At 38.7% G+C, this 17,812-nt stretch carries 17 protein-coding genes; 13 read left to right on the forward strand and 4 right to left on the reverse strand.

The features are described from left to right. The first annotated feature begins 394 nt into the window (after nt 1-394). The 7 genes from Q360_RS0111175 (at nt 395) to Q360_RS0111200 (ending at nt 5,769) form a co-directional block, all read left to right on the forward strand. A complete protein-coding gene (locus Q360_RS0111175) occupies nt 395-727 on the forward strand; it encodes a single-stranded DNA-binding protein (protein ID WP_027077177.1) in 333 nt (110 codons plus the stop codon). A gap of 143 nt (nt 728-870) precedes the next feature. Continuing rightward, nucleotides 871-2,961 (forward strand): DNA helicase RecQ, encoded by a 2,091-nt coding sequence (gene recQ / locus Q360_RS0111180; RefSeq protein WP_027077178.1) that lies wholly within the window; start codon nt 871-873, stop codon nt 2,959-2,961. Nucleotides 2,962-3,182: 221 nt separating this feature from the next. Then, complete coding sequence (locus Q360_RS26655) at nt 3,183-3,764, forward strand: hypothetical protein (RefSeq protein ID WP_027077179.1); 582 nt, start codon at nt 3,183-3,185, stop codon at nt 3,762-3,764. A gap of 80 nt (nt 3,765-3,844) precedes the next feature. Next, nucleotides 3,845-4,168: an ArsR/SmtB family transcription factor gene (locus tag Q360_RS0111190; RefSeq protein ID WP_027077180.1), complete on the forward strand. Its 324-nt coding sequence runs from the start codon at nt 3,845-3,847 to the stop codon at nt 4,166-4,168. A gap of 17 nt (nt 4,169-4,185) precedes the next feature. Beyond that, entirely contained in the window at nt 4,186-4,674 is a 489-nt protein-coding gene (locus Q360_RS0111195) for a DUF6428 family protein (RefSeq protein ID WP_027077181.1), read from the forward strand. Nucleotides 4,675-4,689: 15 nt separating this feature from the next. Further along, entirely contained in the window at nt 4,690-4,854 is a 165-nt protein-coding gene (locus tag Q360_RS25785; protein ID WP_156950084.1) for a hypothetical protein, read from the forward strand. A 402-nt stretch (nt 4,855-5,256) separates the two neighbouring features. Continuing rightward, nucleotides 5,257-5,769 carry a GNAT family N-acetyltransferase gene (locus tag Q360_RS0111200; protein ID WP_036195712.1) on the forward strand — a complete coding sequence of 171 codons (513 nt, stop codon included), beginning with the start codon at nt 5,257-5,259 and terminating at the stop codon, nt 5,767-5,769. 2 nt (nt 5,770-5,771) lie between these two features. On the opposite strand, the gene Q360_RS0111205 is transcribed toward Q360_RS0111200, so the two are convergent. From Q360_RS0111205 to Q360_RS0111215, 3 genes are all read right to left on the reverse strand, one after another. Beyond that, nucleotides 5,772-7,589: a GNAT family N-acyltransferase gene (locus tag Q360_RS0111205; protein ID WP_027077183.1), complete on the reverse strand. Its 1,818-nt coding sequence runs from the start codon at nt 7,587-7,589 to the stop codon at nt 5,772-5,774. A gap of 87 nt (nt 7,590-7,676) precedes the next feature. Continuing rightward, nucleotides 7,677-8,924 (reverse strand): aspartate kinase, encoded by a 1,248-nt coding sequence (locus Q360_RS0111210; protein ID WP_027077184.1) that lies wholly within the window; start codon nt 8,922-8,924, stop codon nt 7,677-7,679. A 47-nt stretch (nt 8,925-8,971) separates the two neighbouring features. Beyond that, entirely contained in the window at nt 8,972-9,451 is a 480-nt protein-coding gene (locus tag Q360_RS0111215; protein WP_027077185.1) for a GNAT family N-acetyltransferase, read from the reverse strand. A gap of 111 nt (nt 9,452-9,562) precedes the next feature. Between Q360_RS0111215 and fbp the strand changes: the two genes are divergently transcribed. Beyond that, nucleotides 9,563-10,570, forward strand: coding sequence for a class 1 fructose-bisphosphatase (gene fbp, locus Q360_RS0111220; protein ID WP_027077186.1), 1,008 nt, complete (start codon nt 9,563-9,565; stop codon nt 10,568-10,570). Between the two features lie 47 nt (nt 10,571-10,617). Here fbp and Q360_RS0111225 read toward each other — a convergent pair whose 3' ends face one another. Beyond that, nucleotides 10,618-11,040 carry a tellurite resistance TerB family protein gene (locus Q360_RS0111225; protein ID WP_027077187.1) on the reverse strand — a complete coding sequence of 141 codons (423 nt, stop codon included), beginning with the start codon at nt 11,038-11,040 and terminating at the stop codon, nt 10,618-10,620. A gap of 101 nt (nt 11,041-11,141) precedes the next feature. On the opposite strand from Q360_RS0111225, the gene Q360_RS0111230 reads away from it, so the two are divergent. The 5 genes from Q360_RS0111230 (at nt 11,142) to Q360_RS0111250 (ending at nt 17,791) form a co-directional block, all read left to right on the forward strand. After that, nucleotides 11,142-12,173, forward strand: coding sequence for a ligase-associated DNA damage response exonuclease (locus tag Q360_RS0111230; RefSeq protein WP_027077188.1), 1,032 nt, complete (start codon nt 11,142-11,144; stop codon nt 12,171-12,173). Beyond that, nucleotides 12,170-13,789, forward strand: a complete 1,620-nt coding sequence (locus Q360_RS0111235; RefSeq protein WP_027077189.1) for an ATP-dependent DNA ligase — start codon at nt 12,170-12,172, stop codon at nt 13,787-13,789. Before Q360_RS0111230 ends, Q360_RS0111235 begins: the two co-directional genes overlap by 4 nt. 2 nt (nt 13,790-13,791) lie before the next feature. Then, nucleotides 13,792-16,254, forward strand: coding sequence for a ligase-associated DNA damage response DEXH box helicase (locus Q360_RS0111240; RefSeq protein ID WP_027077190.1), 2,463 nt, complete (start codon nt 13,792-13,794; stop codon nt 16,252-16,254). A gap of 13 nt (nt 16,255-16,267) precedes the next feature. Further along, nucleotides 16,268-16,942 carry a ligase-associated DNA damage response endonuclease PdeM gene (gene pdeM / locus Q360_RS23015; RefSeq protein WP_051554676.1) on the forward strand — a complete coding sequence of 225 codons (675 nt, stop codon included), beginning with the start codon at nt 16,268-16,270 and terminating at the stop codon, nt 16,940-16,942. 63 nt (nt 16,943-17,005) lie between these two features. Continuing rightward, nucleotides 17,006-17,791 (forward strand): hypothetical protein, encoded by a 786-nt coding sequence (locus Q360_RS0111250; RefSeq protein ID WP_027077191.1) that lies wholly within the window; start codon nt 17,006-17,008, stop codon nt 17,789-17,791. The last annotated feature ends 21 nt before the right edge of the window (nt 17,792-17,812 follow it).

Below are 17,812 nucleotides of genomic sequence, written 5' to 3' on the forward strand. Positions count from 1 at the left end.
TTTAATCGGGCTCTCCTTATTGATGATTTGGTTGTATAGAGCATATAAAAGCAAAAAATCCAAAAAAGAAGTAGAAGGCTTCTGAAAGTGCAAACAAATTTCTCTAAAAAAATTATGTTCTAGTAATGTAACAAACTACGTTATATGCTTGTCCCATAATATATAGATGCCCATTATGGGATTCAAAATAGAAAAATAATTGAAATATCTCGCAAATAAATTATTTTTAAGTAGCTGTTAGTCAGTATAAAAAACATTTACAAATGACAACAAACGATTACAAACGAAAGTAAGTATTTTGTAACCGAATCTTTTTAGGGTGTGCTTCTATGTTTGCAGTGTCGAGTCAAGGAGGCTTGATTTTAAAAACAATTTAATATTAAAATATACTATTATGAACGCACTTAAAAACAGAGTACAATTGATCGGAAACTTGGGTCAAGATCCAGAAATCGTAACTTTAGATGGTGGCGCCAAATTGGCTAAATTTTCCATAGCTACCACAGACAGTTATAAGAATGCGAAAGGAGAAAAAGTAGAGGACACGCAATGGCATAATATCGTTGCTTGGGGTAAAACGGCTGACATCGTAGAAAATTATTTGACCAAAGGAAAGCAAGTCGCCATTGATGGTAAATTGACCCATCGCTCTTATGAAACCAAGGAAGGTGAAAAGCGTTATTTTACAGAAGTACGCTGCAATGAATTACTGATGTTGGGGAAATAGATGGTATCGTTCTAACCCTTCACCTGCGCTCTGAATAACATTTTTGATAAGGTTATTCAGAGGGCAGGTGAAGGTTTATTTTTTTAGGATAGATTGTTTCGCTACGCTCACAATGACACTAAACAATCCTTATTTTTACACCCATGATAACGACTGTAGAAGAAACATTACTGCCTTTACTTAAAATCCATTTTGGTTACGACTCTTTTAAGCCCAACCAGTTAGCGGTTATTGAAGACGTACTGGCTAAAAAGGACGTGTTGACGATCATGCCCACAGGTGGCGGGAAATCGTTATGCTATCAGTTATCCGCCTTGGCATTGGAAGGCACTGCCATAGTGGTTTCCCCATTGATTGCTTTGATGAAGGATCAAGTAGATGTGCTCAAGGCAAACGGAATTGCAGCCGCGTATTATAATAGTTCGCAATCCCAAGAGGAACAACAGGCCATATTTTCAAGCTTAAAACAAGGGGAGCTTAAACTCTTTTATGTGGCACCAGAAAGTTTGGGTGGTTTCCATACCGTGTTTCAGGAGATTAATATTAGTCTCTTTGCAATAGACGAAGCCCATTGTATTTCTTCGTGGGGACACGATTTTAGACCGGCTTACACACAATTAGGTACTCTAAAGGAGCGTTTTCCGAAAGTTCCAATTATTGCCCTGACTGCAACCGCAGACGGAAGTACTCAAGAGGATATTGCAGACCAGCTAAAAATCACTGACGGAACTCGTCATTTGGCTTCTTTTAACCGGCCCAATCTATTTTTAGAGGTGCGACCCGCACAAAACCGTATCAAACATATTCTAGAATTTCTGGAAGAAAGGCCTAATGAAAGCGGTATTATTTACTGTCTAAGTCGAAAAAGCACAGAAAAAATAGCAGAAAAGTTACAGTCGGCTGGGTATGCAGCAAAGGCTTATCATGCGGGATTAGCTCCACAACAGCGCACGAAAGTACAAGAAGAATTCATTACGGATAAGGTGCCAATTATCGCTGCTACCATTGCTTTTGGTATGGGCATCGATAAGAGTAATGTCCGTTGGGTCATTCACTATAATCTGCCCAAGAATGTGGAAGGCTATTACCAGGAAATTGGACGTGGTGGTAGGGACGGTTTACCAGCCAATGCCTTGTTGTTTTATAGTTTTGGAGATGTGGCACAGTTACGCCGTTTTATATCCGAAAGTGAGAATGCCGATGTGGAATATGCTAAACTGGAACGCATGCAGCAATTTGCCGAAGCATTGAGTTGTAGACGTATTGCACTACTCAACTATTTTGGCGAACACGTAACCGAGGGTTGCGGTAATTGCGATATCTGTCAGCGGCCACCAGCCTATTTTGATGGTACTGTCCTTGCTCAGAAAATCTGTTCAGGGGTAGCACGGTTAAAGGAACGGGAGCCCATGGGTACCGTTATAGATGTGTTACGTGGTGCGAAAAATGCACAAGTTTTCGATAAAGGCTATCAGCATGTAAAAACCTACGGAGCCATTAAAGATATTTCATGGTTAGATGTGCAACAGTACGTCATACAACTGCTGAACCAAGGGGTGCTGAGTATTAATTTTAGAGAGGGTGCCCGGTTGGGACTTACGCCTTTGGCGAAGGAAGTACTGTTCTCCAAAAAATCGATACAATTGGCGATTTTGGAAAAAGCACTAGATCTTAAAAAAACGCAAGGTAAAACCAAAGCAAGTAAAACGGGACTTTTTGAGAAGCTAAGAGTATTGCGGCAACAGCTGGCTACCGAGCAAAACGTACCCGCTTATGTCATTTTTGGTGATGCTAGCTTAAAGGATATGGAAGCTAAACTACCTCAGAACGAGACCGAGTTCATGAATGTTACAGGAGTAGGACAGGCTAAATTAGAAAAATATGCGGAGGTTTTCCTAAAGGAGATTATTACATACAAACCTGCGAAAAAGAAATCTAATACACCTACGCATCAGCAATCGTACACCTTATTTCAAGAAGGATGTACCGTACAGGAAATAGCCGAGAAAAGAGTGCTTTCAGAAAATACAATTTATAGTCATTTGATGAAAATACATGCTGAAGGGGAGGAGCTCGACCTGCATCAGTTTATGAGTAAAGAAGAACAGGAAACCATAGCCAAAGCCAAGGAAGCACTTCCTGATGCGGAAGGTTTGCGAGAATATTTTGATTATTTTGAGGAGAAAGTCCCGTATTGGAAGATTAAGTTGGGGCTCTATTTGTCAGACGGATAGAAAAAGATAGTACCAGCTAGCTATACTACAGCTCAGACTTTATAAATTCTATATGGCCATTTGAAACGTAAATAGGAGATGGTATTCATTGTGCTTACTTAAATTAAAAAGAGCAGAGGCCATCTATTGTAAGGCTTAATTAGCTCTTAACAACCTGTTTCTCTAACTATTGATTTTTTTATTACATTTAGCTTTTAATTAACCACCAAAAAATAATAAAGATGTCTGACGAGAATAAAGATTTAGGGGACGAGGCAAAAGACGCCTTGGACAACGCAAAGAAAAAAGCAGAAAATTTAGGAGGTAAGGCCAAAGATGCTGCTGATAAAGGTAAAGAAGAAGCAAAAGATTTAGGTGATAAAGCTGGAGAGGCTTTTGATAACGCTCAGGAAAAAGTAAGTGACTTTTCAGATGATGCCAAAGAGAAAGTGAGTGATTTTGCAGATAAGGCGGAAGAAGCAGCAAAGGATTTTAAGGAAGAGGTAAAGGAAACCTTTGACCCAAACAATCCTGATAGTGGCAAAACAGTTGCTATTATCGCACACATAACTTTCATAGGAACTATAATTGCCCTTGTGATGAACAATGGGAACAAGACAGAACTAGGAAGTTACTATGTTAGACAAACAATAGGTATTTGGCTTATTGCTTTAGTATTGACTTGGATTCCTATTGTAGGTTGCTTTGCATTTATTATTTGTCTTGTACTTATTGTGATGAGTGTTGTCAATGCGGCCAATGAAAAAATGGTTCCGACACCTATTCTTGGCGATTATTTTCAAGACTGGTTTAAAAGTTTATAATTAGAACAAAGACCGATTTTTATAGTCGGTCTTTTTTATTCGATATATTATCGTAATATTGCAATATATCAATATAAATAATGGGAATTACCAAAACACAAATTTTTAATACGGAACAGAATGAACTGGCAAATACGTTTAAAGTGCTCTCTAATCCGGCGCGAATTGCTATTCTGGAATTCATTAGTAAACAAGATGCCTGTATTTGTAATGATATTGTAGAGGAGATAGGCTTGGCACAACCCACCATTTCCCAGCACCTGAAGGAACTCAAAAGTATCAATTTGATAAAGGGAGAAATTGAAGGGAAGAAAATCTGTTATTGCATCAACCTAAAAACATGGGCTGCCGTTCAAAAACGCCTGAATTTCTTTTTTAATACTACAAAAGTAAAATGCTGTTAATCTAAAGTGATATACAAATGAAGACAAATGAATTTTTATCCATCTTAAAACAAAATGCGAACAAAGCACTTTTGTTTGAGTACGCACCTGGAAAATTGGTGGCGGCCAACTACCACATAACAGAAATTAAAAATATAACTATTGATGCCGTAGACTGCGGCGCTGGCATAGATTTTTGGAAGGAAACCATCATCCAACTTTGGGAAAGTCCGGAAGAGGTAGGTAAACGCGATTATATGCTAACCCATAAAGCTTTGGAAATTCTTAACAGAGTGGGTCGCATCAAACCTATGGAAAAAGAGGTGGAGGTGAAGTTTGAGTATAGCAATGCTAATTTTCATACCGCACAATTATTTGTTCATAGCCACATGGTGGATGGGGAACAACTTATATTTCATCTTGGCGTAACACCAACAGACTGTAAAGCTAAGGATACGTGTGGTATCCCTGTTTCGATGGAAAGTGTTTCTGATGATGCTTGTTCTCCTGGAAGTGGGTGCTGTTAACTTAAAACGTAAATCATGGAAGTGCTATTGATTCTTGCTTCCGTTTGTCTCATACTATTTATGATTTTAGCCACTTTTGATGGCTTTTATCTTCAGATTTTTAAGTTTGCGCTTTTTAATCGAGACGAGAGTACTTTTGAGCATAAAACATACATGGTTAGGGCCATACTTTCCCATTAATCGTTTGGCACCTATTTGTCAATGAAGCTAGCTTCGGTTTATTTCTTTTGGGGGTAAGTTTGATTGTCCTCTATTTGGTTGTTTTAGGAATAGACGCGTATTCCGAAATGGAAAGCATAAAATTTATGGGCGGACTCCCGAAGTAGGAATACATCATTCATTTGTTTTCTAATTCCCTTTACTTCGCTGCATTATTCTAGTATTCGCCATGAAAATTGACTTGGTAAATGATGGGTTGGTATTCGTCAACGCAATACCGTCATCATTTACCAAATAGGCGTTTGTAAGCTTTAATCCTACTCTTGGTGCAATCTTACTGGCTTTATTACATTTTATACTATTGGTACAGCGACAAAGTGTAATATGGAATAGCTATCGTTCAAAAATTAATTACCGTTAAAAATGAGTAGTACTAAAAATATAAGTGTTAGAGTTATGACAGTGGGGGACTGGGACTCCGTAGCCACTATTTACAAAGAAGGTATTGCTACTGGCTTTGCTACTTTTGAAACCAATGTACCATCATTTGATACTTGGGATAGAGCACACTTAGAAACGTGCAGAATCGTTGCCTTTGATGCCGAACGAATTTTAGGTTGGGCGGCACTATCCCCTGTTTCCAGCAGGTGTGTTTATGGAGGTATTGCAGAAGTGAGCGTCTACATCTCGGCCTCATCTAGGGGCATAGGAGTTGGCAAACTCTTAATGGACCAATTGATATTTGAAAGTGAAAAGGCAGGTTTATGGACCTTGCAGTCCGGTATTTTCCCGGAAAACACAGCAAGTGCCCAACTACATAAAAAAGTTGGTTTCCGGTATATTGGCACGCGAGAACATATTGGAAAGACTAGTGATGGTATGTGGAAAGACAACCTTCTTTTTGAACGTAGGAGCAAGGTGGTAGGAATGCTGTAAGGTTACTCCTTTTCTTGATTTTGAGTTTCAGCTAATTTTCGCTCTAGTTCCACTTGAAATTCCTCCATAACTGGTCTAACGGTACTTTCTGGTAAGTCAGCTATTTTAATATACATGAGACCATCTACGGAATTATTAAACAAAGGATCTACGTTAAAAGCAACCACTTTTGCATTTTGCTTAATATATTTTTTAATCAATACAGGTAAACGCAAACTTCCAGGTTCTACCTCATCTATTAAACGGTCAAACTTATTTAAATCGGCCTTAGTTTCATCAAACACAAATTCCTTGTCGGCATCATTGAGCTTTACCTTAAATTCCTTTTTCGGACGTATGTATTGTGCCACATAAGGATCCCAATAATTTGATTTCATAAATTCAATCATCAATGACTTGGAGAAATTAGAAAATTGGTTGCTTATACTTACGCCCCCGATTAAATATTTATGCTCGGGATGCCTAAGCGTGGTATGTACGATTCCCTTCCAAAGTAAAAAAAGCGGCATTGGTTTTTGTTGGTACTCCTTTACGATATATGCGCGACCCATTTCTATGGACTGGCGCATCATATGGTATAATTCTGGTTCTACCCGAAATAGGTCTTGCAGATAAAATCCATCAATACCATGCTTAGGAAATATCTCTGAACCCATCCCCATACGGTACGCCCCTACAATACACTTCTCCTCATTGTCCCAGAGAAATAAATGGTGGTAGTACGTATCAAAGACGTCTAAGTCTATCGCTTTGTTAGTTCCCTCGCCTATTGCCCTAAAGGTCACTTCTCGCTGTCTTCCTATTTCCTTTAAGATAAATGGCATATCATGTTTCTTGGCAAGGAATACTTCGTAGTTTTTACTTTGTAAGAGGCGACAGTCTTTTTCCCTCAACTTTTCTATTTCACCTTGCATGACCTCTTTACGCATGGCTTCTGCAATCTTTTTAGGCGCTTTTGGTATTTTAAGTGTTGAAGGCAATTGATCGATTAACCGTCCCTTTTGGAAGGCATTGGAAAGGATGTAGGTTTTTCTGCGAAGAAGATAAGTAAACTCGGCTAAGCTTTCATGTTCGTTTTGGGTTTGTACTGAAATGGGCTGTCCAATACGTACTTTCAAGGGGCGGTTGCGTTGAGAAAGTACCTGCGAAGGAATCATAGCAGTTCTAAAAATAGGGCTCCATTTGGACAAACGGTAAAACAATTTGCTATTCTTTCCGTGAAAGTATATTGGAACAACGGGGACTTGAGCCTTACGAATTAATTTCAAGGCAGCTTCTTCCCAAGGTTTGTCTACGATGAATTTCCCTTCTTTATGGGTAGAAACTTCTCCAGCCGGAAATATACCTAGGGGATGACCGTCTTTAAGGTGTTGGAAGGCCATTTTGAAACCTGCAATACTACTTCTGGCTCCTTTGTGTTCTTCGAATGGATTTACAGGAAGTACATACGGAGCTAAAGGTGCCATCCGTTCGAGTAGGAAATTAGCCATTATTTTATAATCCTGACGTAAAGGTAAGAGCAGGCGCATCAATAAAATACCATCTATACCACCAAGTGGGTGATTGGAAATAGTAATATAGGAACCTTCTTTTGGTAATCGCTTAAAATCAGCTTCCGGAATGTCGTATTCTATTTCATAATATGCCAAAATAGCTTGAGCATAGGCCTCACAGTCTAGATGTGCTATTTTGTCATAAAAAGAATTGATAGCAGAAATTCGCGTTACTTTCATAAGGAACCACGCAATAAAAGTACCCAGATAGCCATACTTGGATACATTAATCGCTTTTGCCACTTCTTTTGCGGTTACCAAACCCATAGAAAGAGATAATTATGTAGGCGTAAAGATAGGAAAAAGCAGGAGTGAGCTATTTATTTTATATCATAATTATGTAAAACGGCACTCTTATTTTACAACCAGCTGTACCGTTTCCTTTCCACGCTGTTCTAGTAGGATTTCATGTCCGTTTTGGAGCGATGCCAGAGCTTTTGCGTTAAAATGACGTATGGTATAGAGCGAAACATTTTCGTGATGCACTATCTTAAATGTGCTTTTGAGACGGTTTAACAAGGCTTCCAAACCTCCAAACTTATTGTCCACACAAACCGAAAAACTAATAGCAGAATTTTGGATGAGGTCTACCTTCATTTTATGCTCATGAAATAGTTTAAAAAGTTCGCTAATACTATCTTCTACAATGAAGGAAAAATCAAGAGAAGATAATTTCATTAATACTTGGTTCTTTTTAACAATAAAACAAGGTACTTTGGGCTCTATTCCAACACCCTTGCCTACCGTGGTTCCATTATCTGTAGGATGTATAAAAGACTTTACGTGTAGAGGGATTTCCTTTTTTTGTAATGGTTGTAAAGTTTTTGGGTGGATTACGGACGCTCCGTAAAACGCCAATTCTATTGCTTCAAGATAGGAAATGTTATTCAGTAGTTGTGTTTCTTTAAAGTATCTAGGATCTGCATTTAGAACCCCTGGAACATCTTTCCATATAGTAACGGAATCTGCATTTAGGCAATAGGCGAGTATTGCAGCTGTATAATCTGACCCTTCTCGTCCTAAGGTCGTAGTAAAGTTGTTATCATCGCTTCCTAGAAAACCTTGGGTAATATGTAAAATTTCTTTATCGATATTGGAAATGTTCTCTTGTGTTTTCTTCCAATTTACCGCAGTATCCCTATAATTGGTATCTGTCTTGATATAATTTCTAACATCTAACCAATTATTTTTAAGACCAATTTCTTCGAGGTAGGCACTGACAATGCTGGTGGCTATGAGTTCTCCGTAACCAACTACTTGGTCATAGACAAAATTATAGTTGGGGGATTTGTTCCATGCTAAAAACCCAGTGACTTCATCAATCAGGACTTTAATATCCTTGTAAATCTTATGTTGTGGATTAGGAAATAAGTCCTTCATAATTGCGGTATGGTAATCTACCGTATCTGTAATCTTGGATGTAATTTCCGATTTATCTTTAAAATACGTGTCAACAATAGCCTCCATTGCGTTCGTAGTCTTGCCCATGGCAGATATTACAATAAGGGTGTTCGCATGTCCTGTTTGTTTTAATACTTGTACTATATTTCTTATGCCATCTGCATCTTTTATAGATGCACCTCCAAATTTAAAAACCCTCATAAAAACTATTATTTAGTTTTGTTCCAGCTAGCCGGAAACTCATCTGACTATATATTATCGAGATACTTACCCATACTAACTTCGTTCAGTTGTACAATATCCCAATCCCGCATTACGTTTGCTCCCTTGCTTTCGTAAAAATTAATGGCATGTTCGTTCCAATCTATCACTTCCCAGCTGATTCTTTTTACTCCTAGCTCATGACCATATTGTACAACCTTGTTTAATAGTGCTGTACCCAAGCCACTGCCCCGCATTTGTTCCGTTACAATTAAATCTTCTAAATGAAGTACGGTGCCTTTCCATGTAGAATATCTAGGATATACCAACGCCGAACCAAGGATAACTCCTTGTTGGTCTGCCACAAAACAATGAAACTTTTTTGCCGGACCAAAACCATCTGCAACCAAATCTTCCACCGTAATTTCCACGGCATCATCTTCCTTTTCAAAGACAGCTAGTTCTTTTGTTAGTCCTAGCACCTGAGACATGTCTGTTTCTAAAGCTTCTCTAATTATATAATTCATATTGTTACAAATAAAACACGAAGTTATAAATTTAAGAAATGTAAAAATGACGAAAACGTTATAGTTTAACAAAATAGCCGATATTTGTGGTCTTAATACAACCTTTTCCCAATGACCAAAACAAATCAGACTCTTGGAGAGTTTATTATAGAAAACCAATCTTCTTTTAAGTATTCTTCTGGTGAACTTTCCAAACTTATTAATGCAATCCGGTTAGCTGCAAAAGTGGTAAACCATAAAGTGAATAAAGCAGGATTAGTTGATATTTTGGGAGATGCGGGGGATACTAATATACAGGGTGAGGAGCAAAAGAAATTAGATGTCTTTGCTAACGAAAAATTTATTTCTACCCTAAAAAACAGAGAAATTGTTTGTGGAATTGCTTCAGAGGAGGAGGATAGTTTTATCACTATCAATAGTAGTGACAACAATCATCAGAATAAATATGTAGTATTGATAGATCCTTTGGATGGTTCTTCTAATGTGGATGTAAATGTATCGGTCGGAACCATATTCTCAATTTATAGACGCGTTACTCCAGTTGGTACACCAGTAATTTTAGAAGATTTTCTTCAACCAGGAAACCAACAAGTAGCAGCTGGATATGTGGTTTATGGAACATCTACCATGTTAGTCTACACCACTGGTGATGGCGTAAACGGTTTCACCTTGAATCCGGCTTTGGGAACCTTTTACTTGTCTCATCCCAATATGCAATTTCCCGAAACAGGGAGAATTTATTCGGTCAATGAAGGTAACTATGTTCACTTTCATCAAGGTGTAAAAGATTATATTAAATATTGCCAGATGGAAGATGGTGATAGACCCTATACATCAAGATACATTGGTTCTTTAGTGTCGGATTTCCATAGAAACATGATTAAAGGAGGAATCTACATGTATCCTAAAAGTAGCGTTACCGAGAGTGGAAAACTTCGTTTACTCTATGAATGTAACCCAATGGCTTTTATAGCAGAACAAGCAAATGGTTTGGCAGTTGGCGGTAGAACACGGATTATGGATATACAACCAACAGAACTGCACCAAAGGGTTCCTTTCTTTTGCGGAAGCCCGAAAATGGTAGAAAAACTACAAGAATTCCTTAATAAGTACCATTAAAAAAGGGAGGCAATTGCCTCCCTTTTTTAATTTATTTCTTCAATTCGCTAGTGCTTTAGAAGGTATAAATAATCATCAAAATCTATTTTACCGCTAAATATAGCGATGGAACGTTCTATTACTTTATGGGCACTATCTCCAGAAAATCCAAGACCTATAGCGTACTTTTTAAGCAATATCATTTCTTCATCATCTATAAAATGATCTGCAAAAATAATTCTAAAAAGATCGTATAAACGTTCTAACCTTTTTTCAGAATTCACTGGTGGCTCTATGGGAAATTTGTTATCAGGATTCATTACCTCCTTATACTCTTTTTCTGAAATTTCTAGTTTTCGAGCAAAATTATCCAACATCGTTTTCTCCTCCTCACTTATTGTTCCATCAGAAGCAGCCAAAGTTACCATAGCAGCAAAATGTGCCACGTTCTTTCTGTGTTCAGGGTTTCCGTATAAATCTATAAAAGACATAATTTATTTTTTATTTAAACACAAATATAAATTTTTTACAATTCATAGTTTATATGATAGAGAACTTTGTTTTGCTAGCTAATTTGTAATTTCACTGCGCTATGAACAAACCTCTTTTAGAATTTACGAACAAAGGTATTTATTGTGCTGTCGCGAAGGTTTACTTAGATCCTTGGAAACCGGTGCAGAATGCGATTATTTCTCACGGTCATGCAGACCATTGTCGTTGGGGGCATAAACGATATATCACTCATCATAGAAACGTGCCCATCATTTCCCACCGGTTAGGAGACATTCAAGTTACCGGAAAGGAATGGGGAGAGACCTTCAGTATCAACAATGTAAAATTTAGTCTTCATCCTGCAGGCCACATCATTGGTTCTTCCCAAATTAGGGTAGAACACAAAGGAGAAATATGGGTATTCACAGGAGATTATAAAACCGAGAACGATGGGATTTCCACACCATACGAATCTGTTAAGTGCCATACCTTTATTACGGAATGCACTTTTGGCTTGCCCGCCTTTTCTTGGACGCCACAAACAGAAGTTCTAAACAATATTAACAATTGGTGGAGCGAAAATAGGGCAGAGGGGAAAACATCGGTACTTTTTGGATACAGTCTAGGAAAGGCGCAACGGTTACTAAAATATTTGGACACCGATATCGGTAAAATTTATACCCATGGCGCTATAGAAAAAATGACTGAGGTTTTACGTCCTCTAGTTGATTTTCCTGAAACAAATTTAATAACTCGGGATACAAAAAAAACAGATCTTTTAGGTAACATCGTTTTAGCACCTCCAAGTGCACATGGTTCCCCATGGATTCGTAAAATGGTACCTTATGTAACAGCGTCGGCAAGCGGATGGATGGCTTTTAGGGGGGCAAGAAGGAGACGAGCCATTGATAAGGGTTTCGTGTTAAGTGACCATTGCGACTGGCAGGGGCTCTTAGCAAGTATTGAAGCCACAGGAGCAGAGAAAGTTATTTGTACTCATGGGTATACAGATATTTTTTCAAGGTACCTGCGCGAACAAGGTTATGATGCGAGAACAGAAAGCACACAATATGGGGAAGAAGAAAATGAAGTAACGGTTGAGAAAACAACGGAAAGCATAATGTCGTCATGAAGGATTTTGCACTACTTATAAAAACATTGGACAGCACAAACAAGACCACATTAAAGGTAGCGGCTTTGGCTGATTATTTTAATAAGGCCAGTGCTACCGACAAGGTATGGACCATTGCTATTTTATCCCACCGTAGACCACCAAGACCTGTGAATACCACCTTATTGAGAGCATGGGCCTCAGAACTCGCGAATATTCCGTTATGGCTTTTTGAAGAAAGCTACCATATTGTGGGTGATTTGGCAGAAACCATTGCTTTGGTAATTCCCACAACTACATCAACAACCACAAAAACATTGACACAATTCTTGGAGGAGATGATTGCCCTTAAAATGAAGACAGACGAGGATAAAAAAAATTATCTACTTGGTAATTGGAAAGTATTGGATTACTATGAGCGTTTTGTTTTTACTAAGCTTATTACAGGCGGTTTCCGTATTGGGGTAAGTCAAAAATTAATGACTCGTGCCTTATCACAGGCAACAGAAATTGACGAGGATATTCTTGCTTATAAATTGATGGGCAACTGGGACCCGAACACTATAACCTTTCAAGAACTGATTTTAGAAGAAAACGAGAGTGATTACCTTTCCAAACCCTATCCATTTTATTTGGCTTATGCTATTGAGGGAGAAGTAGATGAACTGGGGGAGGTACAAGACTGGTCTGTAGAACATAAATGGGATGGCATACGTTCACAGGTTATTCTTAGAAATGATGAAATCTTTATCTGGAGTCGAGGTGAGGAACTAGTCACGGACAAGTATCCAGAATTTCACTCTTTTGTAGGGGTCATTCCAAATGGAACTGTACTGGACGGGGAAATTTTACCCTTTCCAAATAATGAAATAGGAACCTTCAATGACTTACAGACTAGAATAGGCCGAAAAATAGTTTCGAAAGCACTCCTTGCTAAAGTACCTGTAATTCTAAAAGCCTATGATCTTTTGGAATGGGAAGGTAAAGATGTTCGTCAGTTACCATTTATAGAACGAAGGAAGTTATTGGAAGAATTAGTTAAAGATGTATGTGAATCTGAGCATTATAAAAATGACCTGCCCTTTCATCTCTCTGAAACCATGCACTTTGATTCTTGGGTAGCTGTAGCTGAAGAACGTACAAAATCTAGGGAAAGGAGAAGTGAAGGTCTGATGCTTAAGAGAAAAGATTCCGCGTATCTCGTAGGGCGGAAAAAAGGCGATTGGTGGAAATGGAAAGTAGACCCCTTAACGATTGATGCCGTGCTTACTTATGCCATGCGAGGTCATGGGAGAAGAAGTAACTTATTTACAGATTATACCTTTGCTCTTTGGAATGAGAACGAAACTGGAGATAAAGAATTAGTGACATTTGCTAAAGCCTATTCCGGACTTACAGATACTGAATTGAAGAAAGTTGATGCTTGGATAAAGAAAAACACCATGGAACGCTTTGGCCCCGTCCGAAGTGTAACCCCACACCATGTATTTGAAATTGCCTTTGAAGGAATAGCTGTTTCCAAACGTCATAAAAGCGGCATCGCCACTAGGTTTCCAAGGATTTTACGATGGCGGCAAGACAAAACAATTCATGAAGCCAATAATCTGGAAGATTTGAAAGCGCTAATCCCCAATTAGCTATGAATAGAAATGAACTTTATAACATAGCAGAAACCTGGTTCAAAGAGCAAGGCTGGAAACCCTTTAAATTCCAAAAAGATACATGGACGGCTTTTTTACAGGGTAAAAACGGACTATTAAATGCACCTACAGGCAGTGGGAAAACCTATGCCCTTTGGTTTCCTATTGTGCTCAATTATATTAAAAATCATCCTGACTATAAAACCAATCATAAAAAAGGTTTAAAGGCTATTTGGATTACGCCGTTACGCGCCTTATCCAATGAAATAAAACAATCTGCAGAGCGCATTACCCAAGATTTGGGTGCGCAAATGAGGGTGGGTATCCGGACGGGTGACACCACAGCAAAGGAACGTTCTCAGCAAAAAAGAACGATGCCAGACCTATTGATAACAACACCAGAGAGTCTTCAGTTGTTACTGTCCTCTAAAGGATACGAGAAGGTGTTTAAAGACTGCACAGCTATAGTCGTAGATGAGTGGCATGAACTTTTAGGAACGAAAAGGGGTGTGCAGATGGAGCTGGGCCTTTCCCGCTTAAAAACGATAAGTAAAGACTTGCGTATTTGGGGAATTTCAGCAACTATAGGTAATTTAGAACAAGGCAGGGAAGTGTTATTAGGGCCAGATACAAAAGCACTTGAAAATTCAGTCTTAATAAAGGCAAAACTCCATAAGAAAATAACGGTAAAGAGTATTATTCCTAAGGAGATGGAAACCTTTCCTTGGCGTGGTCATTTGGGGCTTAAACTACTGGAAGATGTCGTGCCAATCATTAATAAAAGTAAAACAACCTTACTCTTTACAAATACGCGCAGCCAATGCGAAATATGGTTCCAGAAAATACTGGAGAAACACCCCGAATATGCGGGAGAGTTTGCCATGCACCATGGTAGTGTAAATAAGGAAACCCGACTTTGGGTAGAACAAGCCATACGTAACGAAAGCCTAAAAGCTGTGGTTTGTACTTCAAGCTTAGATTTGGGTGTAGATTTTGCCCCGGTAGAAACGGTAATCCAGATTGGCGGACCCAAAGGTGTAGCCCGTTTTCTGCAACGTGCAGGACGAAGTGGCCATAGTCCAGGAAAAGAAAGTGTCATTTATTTTCTACCCACACATGCTATGGAACTCATTGAGGCCTCGGCCATGCAACAGGCGGTAAAGCATGAAGCAGTCGAAGATCGTATTCCGTACTTAAATAGCTTTGATGTGCTCTTACAATACCTTACCACTTTGGCAGTATCCGACGGATTTTATCCGGATGAAATCTACCAAGAGATAAAGCAGACGTTTTGCTATCAAGGTATATCGGATGTACAGTGGCAATGGCTACTTAACTTTTTGGTCATGGGCAGCCAGAGCCTACAATCTTATGACGAATATAAAAAGGTAGACGTAGAGGACGATGGTAGGTTTAAAGTGAATAATCGTGGTATTGCCATGCGACATCGGTTTCAGATTGGAACTATTGTAGGCGATGCTAATATTGTAGTCAAGTATCAAAAGGGTGGCTATATTGGATCTATAGAAGAGTTTTTTATTTCTAAATTAGCGCAAGGGGATGTGTTTACGTTTGCAGGAAGAAATCTTGAGTTTATACGTTTAAAAGGAATGCAAGCACATGTAAAAAACTCTACTAAACGCACCAATAAAATACCTAGTTGGATGGGTGGGCGACTTAGTTTTTCTGCACAGATGTCAGAATTACTACGACAAGAATTGTATACTGCCGAGCTGGAAACGGGTCAGCAATCCATAGAAATCCAATCCTTGGCTCCTATGTTTAATAAGCAAAGGGAAGAGAGCATGGTGCCCAAACCCAACGAATTTTTAATTGAAACGTTTAAAACACGGGACGGCTATCACCATATTTTTTATCCTTTTGAAGGACGCGGCGTACATGAGGCGATGAGCAGTATGTTGGCCTATCGTATTAGCCTATTGATGCCTATTACCTGTTCTTTGGCTTATAATGACTATGGGTTTGAATTACTTTCAGACAGACAGATAGATATTCAGGAAGTGCTGGACAACAATCTTTTGACGTCTGAATTTATGCTGTCAGATCTTCAAAAAAGTTTGAATTCCAATGAAATGGCCAGACGAAAATTCAGAGATATCGCCGTAATCAGTGGCATGGTATTTACAGGATATCCGAACAAGGGCATCAAGATGAAGCACCTGCAGAGTAGCTCCCAACTGTTATTCGATGTTTTTAAGGATTTTGAAGCTGATAACCTATTGTACCAACAGGCTTATACCGAAACTTTTGAGCATCAATTGGAGGAAGGTAGGCTTCGGATGGCATTGGAACGAATTGCATCACAAGAAATAGTTTGGAAGAAATGCACTAAACCCACGCCTTTTTCCTTTCCGATTATTACTGACAGACTACGGGAAAAATTATCAAGCGAAAAATTGGCAGACCGCATCAAAAGAATGACGGCTATCTTGATGAAATAAGTAATTTTAACCCATGACCGAATCTATCAAAATCCATAATCAAAATTTTATAATGCACGCATCGGGTGTTTTTTTTTGGAAAGAACGTTCCATGCTGCTGATTAGTGATGTTCATTTGGGCAAGGTTTCCCATTTTAGAAAATTTGGAGCTGCGGTACCACAACAGGTTGTGCAAAAGAATTTTGAAAGTATGAATACGGCTATCCAATATTTCAATCCTAAAAGGATTGTATTTATGGGAGACTTGTTTCACTCTTCTCTGAATAAAGAGTGGGAACTTTTCGAGATATGGACCGCAGAACAGTCCTCGAGTATTATATTAGTGAGTGGCAATCACGATATTATATCCCCTTTAAAATATGAGAAATTGGGCATACAGGTAGTGGAAGAACTTATTTTAGATAATTTCCTTCTTACCCATCATCCAGAGGAACGCGATGGCTTCTTTAATTTTTGTGGACATATTCACCCAGCCATTAAGCTTACGGGACTCGGTAGACAAACAGTGCGACTTCCGTGTTTTTATAAGTCGCCCATACAGCTCATTTTACCAGCTTTTGGGGAGTTTACAGGTACGTATACATTACAGGCTAAAAAAGATTGTAAAGTTTTTGCCTTATTAGGCGATGCCGTCTTACCAGTTACCCTTACAGAGTCAAAAAGAAAAGGACGTTCAGCTAAGGGCTGATTATTTAAACGGATAGCGTTCGCGATAATCCTACTCTTTAGCTACTTTTGAAAAAAAATCAATATGAAAAAGACACTCGCGCTCTTAAACTTGTTATCTGTCATCTTGGTGCTTGCGGTAAATTATATTTCTCAAGCACTAAGACTTAATGATACAACTATTGGTGAAATAAGTCGGAAATACGACAACCTGTTTACACCGGCCAGCTATGCTTTTGCTATTTGGGGCATTATCTTCCTAGGTCTTTTAGCGTATGGAATTTTTCAGGTTAGACGCGCTTTTTTTAGCGATAAGCCTAGTGCATTCATTGAGCAGACAGGCTATTGGTTTTTACTAGCAAATATTTTGAACTCCGTTTGGGTTATCGCTTTCATCTATGACTATACGGGTCTTTCCGTTCTGATTATGTTAGGTATTCTCTTTTCGCTCATTAAAATCATCCTAAACACCAATATGGAACGCTGGGATGCAACCAAAAGTACGATTGCTTTTGTTTGGTGGCCCATTTGTCTCTATAGCGGGTGGATATCCGTGGCAACCATAGCCAATGTTTCAGCCTATCTGACAAAAATTGGATGGGAAGGTGGCCCATTTTCGGAAATAAGTTGGACGATACTAATGATTGTTATCGCTACTGTTCTAAACCTTGTGATTATTTGGAAGCGCAATATGCGAGAATTTGCAGCCGTGGGCGTTTGGGCGTTGTTCGCCATTTTCGTGAGGCATAAAGATTCTTTTGAGACTATAGCGTACGCAGCGCTTATGGGAAGTATAATTATCTTCAGCTATATCGCTTGGCATGGTTTTCAGAATAAAAAAACGAATCCTTTTGTTAATAAGGATTTATAACCATAATGTTATTTTATGCCC

Source organism: Maribacter antarcticus DSM 21422, from assembly GCF_000621125.1.
Lineage (GTDB): Bacteria > Bacteroidota > Bacteroidia > Flavobacteriales > Flavobacteriaceae > Maribacter > Maribacter antarcticus.

Coding starts and splice junctions, on each gene's coding strand:
- Q360_RS0111225 (WP_027077187.1), bottom strand. CDS start 11,040: ATGTCTTTTATAGATTTATACGGAAACCCTGAACACAGAAAGAACGTG.
- recQ (WP_027077178.1), top strand. CDS start 871: ATGATAACGACTGTAGAAGAAACATTACTGCCTTTACTTAAAATCCAT.
- Q360_RS26655 (WP_027077179.1), top strand. CDS start 3,183: ATGTCTGACGAGAATAAAGATTTAGGGGACGAGGCAAAAGACGCCTTG.
- Q360_RS0111175 (WP_027077177.1), top strand. CDS start 395: ATGAACGCACTTAAAAACAGAGTACAATTGATCGGAAACTTGGGTCAA.
- Q360_RS0111195 (WP_027077181.1), top strand. CDS start 4,186: ATGAAGACAAATGAATTTTTATCCATCTTAAAACAAAATGCGAACAAA.
- Q360_RS0111200 (WP_036195712.1), top strand. CDS start 5,257: ATGAGTAGTACTAAAAATATAAGTGTTAGAGTTATGACAGTGGGGGAC.
- Q360_RS0111205 (WP_027077183.1), bottom strand. CDS start 7,589: ATGGGTTTGGTAACCGCAAAAGAAGTGGCAAAAGCGATTAATGTATCC.
- pdeM (WP_051554676.1), top strand. CDS start 16,268: ATGACCGAATCTATCAAAATCCATAATCAAAATTTTATAATGCACGCA.
- Q360_RS0111230 (WP_027077188.1), top strand. CDS start 11,142: ATGAACAAACCTCTTTTAGAATTTACGAACAAAGGTATTTATTGTGCT.
- Q360_RS0111250 (WP_027077191.1), top strand. CDS start 17,006: ATGAAAAAGACACTCGCGCTCTTAAACTTGTTATCTGTCATCTTGGTG.
- Q360_RS0111210 (WP_027077184.1), bottom strand. CDS start 8,924: ATGAGGGTTTTTAAATTTGGAGGTGCATCTATAAAAGATGCAGATGGC.
- Q360_RS0111240 (WP_027077190.1), top strand. CDS start 13,792: ATGAATAGAAATGAACTTTATAACATAGCAGAAACCTGGTTCAAAGAG.
- fbp (WP_027077186.1), top strand. CDS start 9,563: ATGACCAAAACAAATCAGACTCTTGGAGAGTTTATTATAGAAAACCAA.
- Q360_RS0111190 (WP_027077180.1), top strand. CDS start 3,845: ATGGGAATTACCAAAACACAAATTTTTAATACGGAACAGAATGAACTG.
- Q360_RS0111215 (WP_027077185.1), bottom strand. CDS start 9,451: ATGAATTATATAATTAGAGAAGCTTTAGAAACAGACATGTCTCAGGTG.
- Q360_RS25785 (WP_156950084.1), top strand. CDS start 4,690: ATGGAAGTGCTATTGATTCTTGCTTCCGTTTGTCTCATACTATTTATG.
- Q360_RS0111235 (WP_027077189.1), top strand. CDS start 12,170: ATGAAGGATTTTGCACTACTTATAAAAACATTGGACAGCACAAACAAG.